General features: G+C 59.4%; 9 protein-coding genes. 6 read left to right on the top strand and 3 right to left on the bottom strand.

Features of this window, described 5'->3' with window-relative positions:
- Positions 1-34 precede the first annotated feature (34 nt).
- A complete protein-coding gene (gene sbcB, locus CAF80_RS22415) occupies positions 35-1,465 on the bottom strand; it encodes an exodeoxyribonuclease I (protein ID WP_074688370.1) in 1,431 nt (476 codons plus the stop codon).
- A 180-nt stretch (positions 1,466-1,645) separates the two neighbouring features.
- Here sbcB and CAF80_RS22410 point away from each other — a divergent pair, with 180 nt between their 5' ends.
- Genes CAF80_RS22410 through CAF80_RS22385 form a run of 6 tightly spaced genes read left to right on the top strand, consistent with a single transcriptional unit; the run spans position 1,646 to position 8,365 of the window.
- Positions 1,646-2,371, top strand: coding sequence for an RDD family protein (locus CAF80_RS22410; protein ID WP_074688372.1), 726 nt, complete (start codon positions 1,646-1,648; stop codon positions 2,369-2,371).
- On the top strand, positions 2,368-3,345 hold the full coding sequence (locus tag CAF80_RS22405) for a stage II sporulation protein M (protein WP_074688528.1): 978 nt from the start codon (positions 2,368-2,370) through the stop codon (positions 3,343-3,345). The genes CAF80_RS22410 and CAF80_RS22405 overlap by 4 nt, the downstream gene beginning before the upstream one ends.
- Positions 3,332-4,876, top strand: a complete 1,545-nt coding sequence (locus tag CAF80_RS22400) for a DUF4129 domain-containing protein (RefSeq protein ID WP_074688374.1) — start codon at positions 3,332-3,334, stop codon at positions 4,874-4,876. The genes CAF80_RS22405 and CAF80_RS22400 overlap by 14 nt, the downstream gene beginning before the upstream one ends.
- Complete coding sequence (locus CAF80_RS22395; RefSeq protein WP_074688376.1) at positions 4,873-6,039, top strand: DUF4350 domain-containing protein; 1,167 nt, start codon at positions 4,873-4,875, stop codon at positions 6,037-6,039. The genes CAF80_RS22400 and CAF80_RS22395 overlap by 4 nt, the downstream gene beginning before the upstream one ends.
- Positions 6,036-7,037, top strand: coding sequence for a MoxR family ATPase (locus tag CAF80_RS22390; RefSeq protein WP_074688378.1), 1,002 nt, complete (start codon positions 6,036-6,038; stop codon positions 7,035-7,037). Before CAF80_RS22395 ends, CAF80_RS22390 begins: the two co-directional genes overlap by 4 nt.
- Positions 7,034-8,365, top strand: a complete 1,332-nt coding sequence (locus CAF80_RS22385; RefSeq protein WP_074688380.1) for a DUF58 domain-containing protein — start codon at positions 7,034-7,036, stop codon at positions 8,363-8,365. Before CAF80_RS22390 ends, CAF80_RS22385 begins: the two co-directional genes overlap by 4 nt.
- Positions 8,366-8,373: 8 nt before the next feature.
- Here the strand turns inward: CAF80_RS22385 and CAF80_RS22380 are convergent, their stop codons facing one another.
- Both CAF80_RS22380 and CAF80_RS22375 read right to left on the bottom strand, forming a co-directional pair.
- Complete coding sequence (locus CAF80_RS22380; RefSeq protein ID WP_074688382.1) at positions 8,374-12,693, bottom strand: hypothetical protein; 4,320 nt, start codon at positions 12,691-12,693, stop codon at positions 8,374-8,376.
- Positions 12,690-16,793 (bottom strand): neuraminidase-like domain-containing protein, encoded by a 4,104-nt coding sequence (locus CAF80_RS22375; RefSeq protein ID WP_074688385.1) that lies wholly within the window; start codon positions 16,791-16,793, stop codon positions 12,690-12,692. The genes CAF80_RS22380 and CAF80_RS22375 overlap by 4 nt, the downstream gene beginning before the upstream one ends.
- Between the last annotated feature and the right edge of the window lie 12 nt (positions 16,794-16,805).

Here is a 16,805-nt window from a genome sequence, read left to right as displayed (position 1 = left end):
ATGCCCGGCATTCAAGCGCCGGACATGTTCGATTTCAAAGATCCAAACGTTTGCGCAATGCCTGGACATAGTTCTGCCATTCAACCAACACCTCGGCCTGCATCGGCGCAGCACTAAGCAGCCATTGCTCCATGGCCTCGGCAAAAGATTGCAAGGTATTAGGAGCGCCCCACTCCGGCGCGGACAAGCGTTGCCGGCAAAAGATTTTCCAGCGTTCTTGCTCTTCGAAATTCAACGTATCGGGAAAGTTACGTGCTCGATATCGAAACAACAATTCGGGCAAACGTTCGTCATCGAACGGCCATTGCTCTCGCGCCAATTGAGCAGGATCGGTCGCCCTCACTTGCTCACATAAACGACGATCGCGATCACCGATAAATCCGTCGTACAACTGTTGTTCGGGATCTTCACTCGAGGCGAAATCTTCGCTGGCATAAATCGCCGAGACTTTATCTTTCCAAACTTGTTGTGCGTCACTTAGTCGCAATGCACGCGCCTGATACAACGCCATGTCCAGACCCAGACGCTGTTGATCTTCAGCACGCAGCACCGCCAACGGCGCCACCACCGGGCACTTGTTGATGTGGATGAGTTTGAGCGGCACCGGCAACTCGCCTTCGGCCAGATCGTCACGGCGGGTATACAGGCGCTGACGCAATGTTTCGGCATCCAGGTCGAGCAGACCCTGCGGATCCAGGTGCAGATCACACACGATCAGCGCGTTCTTGTTGCGCGGATGCCAGGCCAGCGGCAGCACCACGCCGACATAACTGCGCGCAGCGGAGAAGCGTCCGGAAATGTGCACCATCGGCTGCAACAGGCGAATCTGGTCCATGACCTTCTGTTTGCTGCGCAGCTGGAACAGCCAGTCATACAGCTTCGGCTGCTTCTCGCGGATCAACCGGGCCAGGGCGATGGTGGCGCGTACGTCCGACAACGCTTCGTGAGCATTGCCGTGGTCGATGTTGTTGGCGGCGGTCAGACGTTCGAGCTTGAGCGTCACCTTGCCTTCGTCGTCGGTCGGCCAGACCAGCCCGTCCGGGCGCAATGCGTAGGCGGCGCGCACCACATCGATCAGATCCCAGCGACTGTTGCCGCCCTGCCATTCACGGGCGTAGGGATCGAAAAAGTTGCGGTACAGGCTGTAGCGGGTCATCTCGTCGTCGAAGCGCAAGGTGTTGTAACCCGCGCCGCAGGTACCGGGAGCCGCGAGCTGGGCGTGGACCCGGGTCATGAAGTCGGCTTCGCTCAAGCCCTGTTCGGCGAGGCGACTCGGGGTGATGCCGGTGATTGCGCACGCCGCCGGGTGCGGCAGGATGTCTTCGCTGGGCTGGCAGTAGAGATTGACCGGCGCGTCGATTTCGTTGAGTTCGTGGTCGGTGCGGATCCCGGCCACCTGCAACGGGCGGTCGCATCGGGGATTGATGCCGGTGGTTTCGTAGTCGTACCAGAAAATGGAAGTCACGGGCGGTTCCTGAACTGAAGATCGGCAAAGTCTAGGCGTTCGACTGCTGTCGCGGCCAGCACCGCATCATTCAGTCACCTTTGGTTGAAAGATGTGTATGACATAGTTATGTCGTTTCCCCCCGAGAGACTGCTAGCATCGGACGCACTTGCATCCCGATCCGGCAACATCAGGTAGCCCATGCTCGAGACCACAGCACCGCCAAGGAAAGCACCGCTGGCCCCGCCACTGGACACACGGCATCAGGTCGAAACGCCGGAAGGCATCGACCTGCCGCTGCGTCCCGCCGGCCTGATGGTGCGCGCCGTGGCGTTCACCATCGATCTGGGGTTGCGCGGGCTGATCCTCGGCCTGCTGCTCATGGTGCTGGCGCTGCTCGGCAAACTCGGTATCGGCCTGGGCTCACTGCTGCTGTTCGTGGTGAGCTGGTGGTACATGGTGCTGTTCGAAGTGCTGCGTCAGGGCCGTTCGCCGGGCAAGCAATGGATGGGCTTGCGAGTAGTGCACGACGACGGCACACCGGTCGGCTGGTCGGCGTCGCTGCTGCGCAACCTGCTGCGTTTTGTCGACCTGATGCCGTTCGGCTATTTCCTCGGTGCGATCAGTTGCCTGCAACACCCGACCTTCAAACGCCTCGGCGACATCGCGGCCGGCACGCTGGTGATCTACAGCGAACGCCCTCTCAAGCGCCCGCAGTTGCCCGATGCCGAACCCCGCCGCTCGCCGATCCCGCTGACCCTGACTGAACAACGCGCCCTGCTCGCCTTCGCCGAACGCCAGGGCGAACTGTCGACGGCGCGGGTCAACGAACTCGCTGCATTGCTTGCTCAGCCACTGCACATCAGCGCACCGAAAGCCGTTGGTGAACTCAACGGCATCGCTCGCGGCCTGTTGGGTCCGACATGAAGCAAAGCCTTTTCGAATCCCGCCACAAGGCCGAATGGGAGCGTTTCAGCCTCGCCCTCGAACGACTTGAACGCGGCAAGGACACTTCGCAGGTTGCGGAATTTCCAAAGGCTTATCGGCGACTCTGCCAGCATCTGGCCCTGGCACAGGAACGCGGTTACAGCAGCTTTCTCGTCGACTCCCTGCAACAGCAAGTACTGCGCGGCCATCAACAGCTTTACCGTCATCGCAGCCAGCTCGGCGCTAACGTGCTGGGTTTCATCCTGGCCGGTTTTCCACGATTAGTCCGCGCAGAATGGCGCTTCGTGCTGGTCGCCGCACTGCTGTTCTTCGGCAGCCTGATCGGTTTCGGTGTCCTGGTTTTCCTGTTTCCGGAGCTGGTCTACAACCTGATTCCCGCCGATCAGGTGCGCGAGATGCAGAGCATGTATGACCCGGCCGCCGGCCATCTCGGGCGTTCGGCCGAGCGCGCGGCGAGCGAAGACTGGGTGATGTTCGGCTACTACATCATGCACAACATCGGCATCGCCTTTCAGACCTTCGCCAGCGGTTTGCTGCTGGGGGTGGGCAGTGCGTTTTTCCTGTTCTACAACGGGCTGATCATCGGCGCGGTGGCCGGGCATCTCAGTGAAATCGGCTTCGGCCAGACCTTCTGGTCGTTCGTGATCGGACACGGTGCGTTCGAACTCAGCGCCATTGCTCTGGCCGGCGCGGCAGGACTGAAACTGGGTTGGGCATTGATCGCGCCGGGACGCCTGACACGAATCGAAGCCCTGCAGATTGCGGCGCTCCAGAGCATCCTGCTGATCTGCGGCGTGATGCTGTTTCTGTTGATCGCCGCGTTTATCGAAGCCTACTGGTCGTCGCGTACCGGAGTCACGCCGCAGACCAAATACCTGGTCGGCGCCGGGCTCTGGATTTGCGTGGCGATCTATCTGCTGTTCGCCGGAAGGACCCGTCATGCGCCTGAGTGACGCCACCGTGGCGATCCGTCCGCGCACCACCTGGGAAGCCATGGATCTGGGCGTGCTCATGAGCCAGCAGCACCGGCGCCTGCTGATGACCAGTTGGGCGATCGTCACCCTGCCGCTGTTCGCGGTGCTCAGCCTGTTGTTGTGGGATTCGCCGTCAATCGCCGTGTTCATCTTCTGGTGGCTGAAACCGGCCTACGAACGCTTGCCGCTGTACATCCTGTCCAAGGCGCTGTTCGGCGAAACGCCCACTTTGAAACAGGCCTTGCGCCAATGGCCGCGCCTGCTCAAGCCGCAACTGCTCACCAGCCTGACCTGGCGCCGCTTCAGCCTGAGCCGCAGCTTCCTGCTGCCCGTGCTGCAACTCGAAGGCCTCGACGGCACGGCCCGCCAGCAGCGTTTGCAGGTGTTGTTGCAACGCAATGCCGGCGCCGCGCAGTGGCTGACGATCATCGGCGTGCATCTTGAAACGGCGCTGTGGATCGGGCTGATGGTGTTGTTCTATCTGCTGCTGCCGCAACAGGTCGAAACCGATTGGGACTGGCAAAGCCTGATCTTCGCGGCCGACTACGAATGGCGCTGGCTGGAGCATCTGACCAACGCGTTCTATGCGCTGATTCTGGTGATCTGGGAGCCGGTATATGTCGCCTGCGGATTCAGCCTGTATCTGAACCGCCGCACCGTCCTCGAAGCCTGGGACATCGAACTGGTATTCCGCCGCTTGCGCCAGCGTTTGAACAGCAGCGCAATCGGCTTACTGCTGGTGGTGTGTCTGCTGTTGCCGGGGTTGCCCTCAGCCTGGGCTGCCGAACCTGCCACGGCTCCAGATGCACCGCGTCTGTTGAACCAGCCGCTGACCAGCGAGGCATCACGCGACAGCATCAAGGCCTTGCTCGAACAACCGCCGTTCAAGAACAAGGAAACCGTTACCCGTTATCGCTTTGGCGAAGATCCCGCTGCTGCCGAAAAACCCAAGGAAGGCGAGGCACCACAATGGTTGAAAACCCTGCTTAAGTGGCTTGACGGTCGACACCTCGACGGCCTGGCCAAGGCGATCGAAGTCGTGCTGTGGGGCGCGGTGATCGCCGGGCTCGGCTGGCTGGTCTGGCGTTATCGAGATCTTCTGCAAACCTTCGTCGGCCGTCGTCCGCGCTTGCCCGAACCGAACAAAAGACCCTTGCCGCAACAGGCCTTCGGTCTGGACCTGCAAAAGCAAAGCCTGCCCGATGACATCGCCAGCCACGCGGAACAGCTCTGGCAAACCGAGCCGCGCGCGGCACTGGGTCTGCTGTACCGGGCATTGCTCAGTCATCTATTGCACGACTTCAACCTGACCTTGAAACCCGCCGATACCGAAAACGAAGTGCTGGCCCGGATCGAACAGTTGCAGCGCCCGGATCTGCTCACTTATAGCCGTCACCTCACCGGTCACTGGCAGAACATGGCCTACGGGCACCGCGTGCCGGCGGCGCATCTGCAACAGGAATTGTGTGATGGCTGGCGGTCCCTGTTCGGCCACGGAGTTGCCCGTTGAACCGGCGCGCACTCTGGCTTTTGGGCGGCGCGTTGATCGTCGCGCTGCTCGGTGCGCTGGGCATTTATCTGTACCTCAAGGCCACGCCGTACCAGGCCGAAGTCGATCACGGCCCGTCCCCCGCTGCGCAAGCCAATCCTTATCTGGCAGCGGAGATGTTTCTGCGCGAGCGCGGGATCGACGTCAGTCATGCCGAAAGCCTTGCCGTGTTGCCCGACATCGATCCGCGCCAGCACACGCTGCTGATGTTCAACGACCGCTCGAAAATGACTCCACGCCAGGTCGATCAGGTTCTGAACTGGGCCCGGGCCGGCGGAAGGCTGGTGTTTGTCGCCGAGTCGATCTGGGATGAAAAGACCGGCCAGAGCAACGACCTGCTGCTCGACCGCGTGCAACTGCATCAACTCTTCAGCAAGGATCTCAAGGATCCGCCGCCGGATGACGCCGAAGACCCGTTCCCGAATCTGACTAAACTCTATCTGGAAGACGAGGACGCACCCGCCTACGCCGGATTCGACACCGCCTTCCATCTCGAGGACCCGAAAAACCTCGCCCAGGCCTGGGCCAACAGCGCGAAAGCCACGCACATGATGCAACTGGCTTTCGGCCTCGGCACGATCACCGTGGTCACCGATGCCGATCTGTGGAAAACCCCGGCCATTGCGCAACACGACAATGCCTGGCTGCTCTGGTACCTCAGCGCCGACACGGCCGTGACCTTGTTGTACAACACTGAACACGACAATCTACTGACCCTGCTCTGGCGCTATTTCCCGCAAGCCATCGTCGCCCTGCTGGCGTTGATAGGTCTGTGGCTGTGGCATGTCGGCGTGCGTCACGGCCCGGTGCAGGCGCCGTCTCCGAGTGGTCGTCGACAGTTGATGGAACACCTGCGCGCCAGTGGCGATTTCATCCTGCGTCACAACGGCCAGCAGACCTTGCTGCAAGCGTTGCAGCAGGACGTTCTGCGCCGCGCCCGTCATCGACATCCCGGTTTCGACCAACTGAATGTCGCCGAACAATGGCTGGTGCTGTCGCGCCTGACCCGCCAACCGACCCGTGCCATCAGCCAGGCCCTGAGCCCGGCATCGAAGCGGCGCCTGTCCAGCGCCGAATTCTGCCGTCAGGTCGCCCACCTGCAAGCCTTGAGGAACACGCTATGACCGAACACATCGAACCCGGCTCGCCCAGCCACGTGGCCCAGCAACGCCAGCGCGCCAGCCAGTTGGCCCAGGCCGTGCGCGGCGAATTGCAAAAAGCGCTGATCGGCCAGAACCCGGTGATCGACGACGTGCTGACCGCGCTGATCGCCGGCGGCCACGTGCTGCTCGAAGGCGTTCCCGGCCTCGGCAAAACCTTGTTGGTACGCGCCCTGGCGAAGTGCTTCGGCGGCGAGTTCGCGCGCATCCAGTTCACCCCGGACCTGATGCCCAGCGACGTCACCGGCCACGCGGTCTACGACCTGCAGACCGAGCAGTTCAAACTGCGCAAGGGCCCGCTGTTCACCAACCTGTTGCTGGCCGACGAGATCAACCGCGCCCCGGCCAAGACCCAAGCCGCCCTGCTCGAAGCGATGCAGGAACGTCAGGTCACCCTCGAAGGCCGGGCCTTGCCGATTGCCCAGCCATTCATGGTGCTCGCCACGCAGAACCCGATCGAACAGGAAGGCACCTATCCCCTGCCGGAAGCCGAGCTCGATCGCTTCATGCTCAAGGTGCGCGTGGATTACCCCGACGCCGATCAGGAGCTGGACATGGTGCGGCAGGTCAGCCGCTCGACTCGCGCCGACATGCTCGATGTGCAACCGCTGCGCACCGTGCTGCAGGCCAAGGACGTGCAAGCCCTGCAGCGCATCGCCAGCGATTTGCCGCTGGACGATCAGGTGCTCGATTACGCCGTGCGTCTGGCGCGCAGCACCCGCACCTGGCCGGGGCTGAGCCTCGGCGCCGGGCCACGCGCCTCCATTGCACTGGTGCGCTGTGCCCGCGCCCGAGCCCTGTTGCGCGGCGGCGAATTCGTGATCCCGGACGACATCAAGGGCTGCGCACTGGCGGTGTTGCGCCATCGCGTACGCCTTGCACCGGAGCTGGACATCGAAGGGCTGCAAATCGATCAAGTCCTTCAGCAACTGCTCGACCAAGTACCGGCGCCGCGCCTGTGAAACCCTCGCGCCTGTTGTTGATCTGGCTGGCGATCCTGCTGACCATCAGCATAGTGCTGGGCACGTTGCAGGCGCTGAACTTCGACGTACCCGCCAGCCTGCTCTCGATCAACTGGGGATTGTTGCTGGCGCTGTTTGCGCTGAGCCTGCTGGACGCGCTGCGTCTCAAGCGCCTGCCCTCGCCCCGCGTGCAACGACAGATGCCCGGCAGCCTGGCCCTCGGTCGCTGGAGCGAAATCCGGCTGGACGTCGAACACGACTTCGCCCAGCCACTGACCATTCAACTCTTCGACCATGTACCCGATGGCCTCAGCCACGAAAACCTGCCGCTTTCCACCGAGCTGCAACCCGGCCAGCGCAGCCTGATCGGCTATCGCCTGCGCCCGCTCAAACGCGGCCACTACACCTTCGAAACCTGCGAACTCAACCTGCCGAGCCCCTTAGGCCTGTGGTCCGGCAAACGCCTGCTGACCATCACCGACCACACCCGCGTCTATCCCGACTTCGCCCGTCTCTACGGCGGCCAGTTGCTGGCGGTCGACAACTGGCTCAGCCAGCTCGGTGTGCGTCAGCGCCAGCGTCGTGGCCTGGGAATGGAATTCCATCAGCTCAGGGAATTTCGCGAAGGCGACAGCCTGCGCCAGATCGACTGGAAAGCCACCGCCCGCCATCGCACACCGATTGCCCGGGAGTACGAAGACGAACGGGATCAACAGATTGTTTTCATGCTCGATTGCGGGCGACAGATGCGCAGTCAGGATGGGGAGCTGTCGCATTTTGATCATGCGTTGAATGCGTGTCTGCTGTTGAGTTATGTGGCGTTGCGGCAGGGGGATGCGGTGGGCTTGTACACCTTCGCCAGCGAGCAGTCGCGGTTTATTGCACCGGTCAAAGGTGCGGGGCAGCTCAAGGTGTTGCTCAACGGTGTTTACGATCTGGATAGCACACGACGTTCTGCGGATTATACGGCGGCGGTGAATCAGTTACTGATAAGGCAAAAGCGTCGGGCGCTGGTGGTGCTGGTGACGAATGTGCGGGATGAGAGCAATGAAGAACTGCTGAGTGCCATGACACAACTGGGCAAGCAACACCGCGTACTCATCGCCAGCCTGTACGAAGAAAGGCTCGAAGACGTGCGGCTGACTCCGGTTCAATCGCTGACGGATGCGCTGGCCTATTGTGCAACGGTGGATTACTTGAACGGCACGGCAAGACTCCACGAGCAGTTGAGGACTCACGGAGTACCGATCATCAATGCCCGACCCTCGGAACTGGGCGCCGAGTTGGTGGCGCGATATCTGGCCTGGAAAAAAAGCGAAGTCTTGTGACTGCCGGATCAACGTTCCACAACAGGCACAGTCACCCCCTTGCTGACCGAACTACCGCCGGGGTTTTCCAGGGTTACCCAGAGAGAAACCTGCTCGGAGGTTGAAGTCGGCGACCAGGAATGCGAGAAGTTGCCCTGACTGTCAGTGCGCGCTTCCTGGCTTGCTTGCCCATTTCTGGAAACGAAAATTTTCCTGTTGGCCATGGGTTGTCGGGACTTCGTTCCCACGATCAGCGCGGTCATTGTGGTGTATGTGTTAATAAGTACCGGACTGATCGAAGCAGTCACTGACTCGATATCCGCATGATCAGGAGAATCAAGTGGATCCAGAACCTCATAACCCAGAGTCTTCGATCCGGCGGCACCTTCGCGGACATGGGCAGCCAACTGATGCAAGCCAACATGCGCAGCAGTCACCTCCACCTTTGCCAGCCCGTTTTCATTGGTCATGGACGTGCGCGACTGCAAATGCGGAAAGTGCCAAACCACCGGTACGCCGGGTGCGACTCCCCCGTGTTGCTCATAGTGCACCAGGGCTTGTGCTGTCATGGTATCTCCCAGCCAAAAACTGGTTTTTTCACTGGTCAACTCTGCTACGACCAATTCATCCTGCGGAGCAGACACCATCAACGACTTCACATTGCTACCGACCAAACCGCTTTGAACCGATGCGATCAATCGGGTTTCACCTGGCACCCTCCAGAACTCGATCGTTGCCTTGCCTTGCGCATCGGTGAACGTCGAAGGCAATGTTTGACCGCCGTGTTGCCACCTCACTTCGATTCCCGACAGCGCCTTCTCACTGAGGGCCGAAACCACCAATACATGCGCCGACACTGATTGCCCGGGATGACCACTTGGCGAATCAACGACCAACTCTTTAATCCGGCACGGTTCGCTCATTGAATAACGAAAGTTGACTGACGCCGAATCAGCGCCGCCCGCAACCGTAGCGGTGATGAAACCGGCCCCTGCTACTTCGGGAACAAAGCTGATCCGAGCGACACCCCAATAGTTGGTGGAAGTTACCCGCGATTCCTGCTCCGACAACTCCCACCGGATCGGTAAACCTCTCATGGCCTTTCCGGTCAACGCATGCTTTACGGTGACTTCAGCCTTCACTGCTGCTCCCCAATCAACGACCTCATGAACACTACTGGTCGCGGTAATCCGGGCGACAAAGGCTCGATTTCCCAAAGACAGGTGCTGAACAGAAGATCGTTCCAGCAAGCAAGAGGCTGCCAACTGAAAAGACACACTGGCATCCTTCACATCTCCATCCTTGAACCGAAACTCCAGCCCCGACTCACTCAACGGGTGGAACTCACCCAACGGCCGGTTGAATTCAAGCCCGAGCTCACTCCTGCCGGGTTTGACCAGACCGAGCGCCAACATTTGATCGCGCAAAGGGCTGCCATCATTGGCAAGAAGGCGAAAACCGAACTCTTCACCGCGCCTTGGAAAGAGTGACCTTCCGGCCCACGCATGCTGCTCTGAATCGTTGATGGCTATCAAGAGATCCCGCCAAGGATCCGTTGCCAAGGCATTGAGTTCAGCACTGGTTTGGGCCGTTGAACCATCGTAAGGGTTTGTGACGACAGCGGTGACACGACTTACACCCGCCTGATTCGGCAGGGCATCATGCCGCGCCCAGCCATCGGTGTCTGTCCGTAAGAAAACCGGCTCGGAACTCCCGATCTGCATCACGATTTCTGCACCCTCGACCGGCTGATCATTGAACGACGAACCCAGCCGAACCTCGATCCGGGCACGCTCGCCTTTGCTCATGACGGGATAAACCGCCGGACCGCGCCTGGCAAGAATCTTGAGTTTGTTATGGCCCAGTTTCAATTGAGTCCTTGTCGTCAGCGACTCTCCATCGATCACGATGGTAGTGGTCTGAGTCATCTCGACACCGACGGCACTACTGGTGAAGTCCAGTTGCCTTTCCGCGCCCCCCGCCGTCATAAAGACATCGTCAATCAGTGGCGGCTTGACCACCATTCCCGGTGCCAATGGTGTGATAGCCGACTTCACTGGCAATCCATGTAAAGCGCTGAGCCCACGCGGCATGAGTATCGACTGGTGAGTCGCCCCCAGGCAGGGATACAACGTGTCCTTACCCGATTCAGCTGGAACATGGTCGAGCATCGCCTGGATCTCAGTGGCGAGATTGTTGTCCAGCAGCCGAACGGGAAACTCGTACTCTTCCTGCAAATGGGAACTGCGGAACGCCAGGGTCGAGAGTCCACTCTTGTCCGGGTCAGCAATGATGTCCCACTCAAGACCGTCAGCGCTCATCACTCGAGCGACACCGGCTTCCGGACTCAGTTGGAGTCCCGGCAAAGGGGGCGTATTCCCATTCCACGCCAGTAAAATCGGCTTGCCGATAAAGCTGCTGTTCGCAACGGGATCAATACGCAGCTTGCGCGCTCTGCCACGCCAACAGACCACGCCCTGAATCAGTGGATCGACCGGCTTCCCGTCCAAAAACACGTTGACCTGCCCTTTCCATGCGTTGGTGAGCAGAGGCTTGACGGCGAATGAATGTTCTTCCACTGGCGCGTCTTCGTGGCGCTGTATCCGCGCAGTAATTGAGTAGTCATTGGAATCGATTGGCTGGTGATCCACACTTGCCCAACCATCCACGCCCGTCAGTGATCTGACCGTCCCGGTCTGTGTATTAAACTCGACCTCGACATTGCCGATCGGTAGTCCATCACTCCTTTGCACTTTCACCATACAGGTGACGATGTCGCCTTCGTCCACCACCGGCGACTTGTTCGGTCCCCAGATCCCGCCGATCTTGACTCTGTTGTACGCCAGCGACAGGGCATTGCCTGGCGATAAATGCTGCAACCTGGAACAACCGAGGGCCCAGTCAAATTGGCCGTCGCGCTTGTCCTCGAAGGTCGTTGTCCAGAGGACTGTACCGTCAACAACAGGCGCTGGCGCCCCGAAGTCCGGTTGAGCGGTTGCCCCCACGTCCGCTTGAGAATCACCTTTTGCCCAGATCAGAAAAAACCGGGCAGCGCTCAAAGGATGCTCCGCAGGCATGTCCAGATTGACGAGGAAGCGCTCGCCGCGCTCCGGATAGCGGGTTTGCGCTCCCCAGACGGCCGGAGTCCCTCCATTGAACCGGGCCTGCAAGGTTTTGAATGGATCAGTGGCAAACGCCCGAACCTCGAAGGTATGCGTCGCTTCACCATCGTCGGACAAAAGACTGGCAACCGAGGCGGTAACCCAGCTCACCCCCTCCTCGGTTGGAGTGTAAAGATACGTCGCACGGCCTTGAGCATCGGTGGGTGCCCGGTGCAGAACCTTCCCCGCCTCACCCTCTACTCGCCAGACCACCTCACTCGCAACCGGGTCTTGGGTATAGAGAGATCTGACCCGAACCTGCAGTTCCACCGATTGGTTGTACTCGACGACCGGGTACGTCTCGGCCTCTTTGAGCGCGAGCAGCTCCAACAGATGATGCCCCCAGGAAACCAACAGCGTACAAGGTGGCGCCGAGTATTTGCTGTAGATCTTCGCTTTCAGTTCATGAGGTTCTTTGCCTGACGGCTCCGGACAATCCAGCAGCCAGTCCAGACTGATGGGCTGAGCTTTTCCCAACTCGGGCTCAGCGGTAATGGCCTCTTGCGGGTTGCCCTCAAGCCACAGGCTGGCCTCGAGATTTTTCCAGACACTCTGCGGGTCAACCTCAAAAGAAACCCTGTGACGCTGATCCCCGGTAGCCCCCAGGCAGATCGGCAGGACGCTGCCCGCGACGAAACGTTTGCCATCATTGATGACTGCCTCCAACGCCAGCGCCGGAAGAATCAGCTTTACCTCTATCCCGGTCAGACGAATTTCCACAGAGCTGGGTTCGCCCACACCCCTTGCCGGGCTGCTCAAATTGATCTCCAGCTCATCACCCGCTTGTAAACCCAGACTGTCCGGCAAATCCTCGCGCATCTCGGTCAGATCAACCGCCAAAGGATCGGCATCCTGCACCCTCGCCTTCACCGGCAATTCGATTTCAAACTTTTCTACACTCCCTCTTTTATTGAGCACCACTAGCCCGGGCGATGACGAATAGGTGTTCTCGTAGAGAAAACGCAGGCTATACCGGGCCTCCTCCTGCTGTCCGATCGGCACGATCATCCTTTGCCGAACCGCAGCGCGGTGGGTGAGCGTCATGATCGATACGATGTCGTCTCCCCATGTGTCTTCCCGAATACCAACACCTCCCGGATTGACCACATCGACCCAGTGGGCATAGCCCTGAGTCATGTCGCCGTTCTTAACGAAGTTATATTCCGTGTCGATATCTCTTTCGCTCATGATTGCGTTCCCTTGGTCTCGACCTTGCGCTCAGCTTCGTTAACCAGTTCCTGTACTTTTCTGGAGAACGCCAGATCCCCGACCTTGGCGGTGTAAAACACCTTGAGCACGATATCGGTCAGCGATAACAGCATCGGCTTTTGCTTCAAATGCCAGGGAAACACGATCCGCCAGCGCGAGACGGCACCAGTGTTTTCAAACGGCAGCGTCATGCCTTCGTCAGCTCTCAGAGAGACAATGCCCATGTCGTCCAAACCAGAGGACAGGGAAACCTGCTGCCCACTGCTCAGATTGATCAGCACGTCGACAGGCGCAACGCCCTCACCGGAGTGCAGATACTCCAGCGATTCGGTCGACGGTTTTGTGGCGATATAGCTGCCGACCTGCATCAGGTTCGCCACCACATTTTCGAACGGCCCCGTGAGCACCGGCAGAGTGACTTCAACGCGTAAAATCTGGCGGCAGTAATGATCGTGGTAATCGCGGTCGAACAGCAGCTGAATCAGCTCGAAATCCAGTATGCCCTTATCCACCAATTGCCCCAGCGCATCAGTCCAGTTGTCATAACCCTTGGGCCGGGTCGCCGGATCGTCGAACAACCGTTGCAGCGAAACGGTCTTGACGATCTCCTGGCGTCGCTCATGGCGTTGCAAATATTCCGACCGCATTCGCAACAGTCCGGACTGCAATGTCGCGCCAGCCGTCAAGCCGCGCCGCTGGTCGCGCCAGACATAGGTGTCCAGTTGATAGGCATCGAACTCACAGGTTTCCGCTCGCAAGGCTGTCTGAGCGCTCAGGCACAGTGCAACAGCGGCGTCATACGCCTGAAAGTGCAGGGTCTGCAGTTGCCCCATCAGCCACTGGTAGAGCTCCAGGTTGGTCGCCCGGGTCTGCAGGAACTCGAACAGTTTGAGCGCCTGACTATTCACGGCCAGGGTGTGTTCCAGATTGATCCTTGCTGCATTGATCGCCCGTTCCTGGCCCGCAATCTGGGCACTGATCGCATTTTTTTCAGTAATCGCCTGATTGCGCAGCAACTGCCATTCCTCTCGGCGGCGACGATAGCTTTCGGAGGTAGCCGTCTTGTCGGCATTGGCGCGCTGCACGTCTGCAGCGATCTGGAAACCAAACCCCACGGCGCTTACCAGGTGACCTGGCTGATGACCGCCATTGGCGCCCACTCCGAAAATGTTGGGGAACGCATGGATAACCGCCGCCCCCATCTGAAAGCCGGTGGCCAGAGAAGCCAAGCCCGAAGCAGCTTCAACATGCTCCATGACTTTGAACTCATCGGGAGAAATGTGCTTGTCGTACAGATCGGCGTAATGCAGTTCACGCTCCTCGGCCATGGCTCTACTGTGCTGCAGCGCCGTAAGACTCTCGACCTCACGTGCGATGGATTCTTCCTGTGCCCGACGAGCGAATTCGCCCAACTCAGTCAAGTGGCGTTGCTGCATCGTCTCCTGCTGGACACGATCCTGCTGTTCAAGCAGGCGCTGCACTTCGTTCCCCAGCTCCTGCAAGTGCTGCACCATCTGCAACGCTGCATCGAACAGTACGTTCCAGCGATAGACTGCCACTCGTAACTGCCCACCCATCGGTCGCACCGGTCCCGCGTTACCGGCTGCCAGGCGGCTCAACAACTCCCTTGGATCCATGGCGGTAAAAAGAGGGATGGATGCAAGCTTGCCGTCAATTGTCCGACCATGACGAATGTTGGCGATACGCTGATCAGGCAGGTCAAAGAACGTCAGCAAGCGCGGGCTGACCGGCATCTTGAAAGAACGCGTGCCGTAGACACCCAAATGCTGAGTACGCGCAGCCCTGACAGGTAAATCCTCTGCTCGCAGCTGCAGTGTCTTTTCAAAATCCGCGAGGGCCGGTCGGGTCTGCATCTCTCCCACAAGTTCACCAAGCTCCTTTGCAAACCAGCGATTGACGCTACGGGTATCCGGCCTGGCCCCCATCAGCGATCTGGCCCGAACATACTGCAGCTTGGCAGCCGTCAGGCTGTCTCGCGTCATCTGGCGAAAGAGCCAGTCGCCCCAGGCGATGAGGTTGTTCACGTAGTCGAGGAAAATCACGACCTGGTAATGCCAGGGCGATGAATAGGCGATAGCATCCGGATCCCCCGGTGCGAAGACTTCACAGGCGATGTCGGGCTTTTCCGCGTCCAGAGGCCGGCAATTCCAGTATGGTGGTTTTGGCGGGACATGACCGTCCGCCGGTTTCGCAGGCGACTGAGGGTCGAATATGTAATGCAGCCATCGCTGGGCCGCTTCAAAACGGTTCTCGTCACGCAGCCGGGCGGCAATCAGGTGCGGAAAGTGAAAAAACAGCTCCCAGAAAAACAGACCGTTGGCGCCATCGAACGGACCGTTCGGCTCGACCTGGCCCTCGGGCAAAGGCGGCTCCTTCGGAAACTGCGTCGCCCAGTCCAGCAACGCCCCGATCGATACACTGGATTGCAGCACCAGTTCGTGCCCGATCAACGTATTGAGCCGGACGTATTTCAGCTTGAGAACACTCGACGGTTGATTGAAGGCCAGAAACTGGGCGCCCTGCGCATCGGTGTCATGGATATACGGCAGAGGTCCATGCTCACCGAGCTTGGCGGGGACCCTCAGGACGAGGGTTCGCTCACCATTGTCTGCGGCGCCTGTCAGCGTCACGGTGATCGTGCTGCTGTTGAACGCCGTCCGTTTGATTTCCAGCCATTTCGTTGCCCATCCGCCGGAGGACGGATACTTGTCGGTAGGCAGCTCCGGGTCATCACCGGTGGAACCCTTGACGGTCAGCGTGAAATCTATCCCAGTGCCATCGCCATATGAGACATGAGCACAATAGCCCTGAACCCAGAGCGAGTACCCGGTAGGGCTGTTACGCACGATATAAGCCTTGATCCCAAGGTACTCGGCCAGCGTGCCGGGTTTGGTGATCTGGCTGTCAACGGAAGGAAACAGCTTCGGCTGCATCTTTTGCTGAAGCGTATGGGGATCGACAAACAGGTGATTGGCCAGGTAATCCATGACCGCCGTTTCATCCTTCACTTTGCGAAACAGCGAGTCACGGGTTTCATAAATCGCGACAGACCGCGCTGACGACGTCAGTGCCTTGGGCTGGGCATTGGTCACATGCACCGCCAGCCTGCCCTTGGGATACGAGGTATCGATCTCGTCGCGCAAGATCACCGCGACCAACCGGCACCCCTTCGACACGTCCTTGTCCGTCTGCAGCAGATGCAAGCGAATGGGTGGCGACCAGCTGTCGTCCAGCGCGATAAACGCCACCCTGAGTTCCAGCTCATGGGGGCGCTGCATCTCACCTGTTTTATCGAAAAGACCCGGGCGCCATTGAAGCCAGACCATGCATGACCGGCCCTCCCAAAAGACCATCCGACAGTCCAGCACGGTGTCATCGGTGGGAATGTCGGCAGATTTCCATTCTCGCCAGTCAGTCGGGTTGACCGATGGCGAGTCGACCGCGAGTTTGATATTGGCCTCACGCCAGAACCAGCCATAAGGTGCAACGCGTTCCCTGCCCACCAGGTAATAACGTGTGTCCAGCGGATTGGCACCATCCAGATATCCGCTCAGTACGTTCAGATTGCAGGTTTCTTCGAAGCTGCGTAAATAGCGCTGTGCGCCCTTGAGCACCGAGTCGTCAGTGATCGAGGTCTGATTCACATGACTTTCAAGAGCTCTGAACAACTCGGTTTTACGGATGCGCACATAGGGCGTGATGTAATCCTCAGGTGTGCACAACAGCAGCATCATTGCAGACCACGACCCGTAACTGCCGGCCAGCTCCCACTCTTCCAGAAGGGTGGGCTCGAACTCCCGCCCGTCGTACCCCGGTTCGAGTTTCTGGAACACCGCATGAATGTAAGCCTGCAAACAGCTCACGGCCTCCGCTACCCATGAGGTTTCAATCTCATCGCTGTCCAGCGGGTCGGAGCGCAGCCATTCCCAGAGATCATCCGCCGATTGGGTATTCATCGGAAAGGGATGATTGGCCTTGTCATGCTTTGCGTGAAGACAGAAATCAATCAACGCATTGCGACGCAGGGCTGACAGCTCACCTGAAATTTTATTGAGCATCACCGTCTCCTG

The organism is Pseudomonas sp. B34(2017) (genome assembly GCF_002112915.1).
Taxonomy (GTDB): domain Bacteria; phylum Pseudomonadota; class Gammaproteobacteria; order Pseudomonadales; family Pseudomonadaceae; genus Aquipseudomonas; species Aquipseudomonas pharyngis.
The sequence above is the reverse complement of the archived record's forward strand: the minus strand, read 5'-3'. Positions and strand labels throughout refer to the sequence as shown.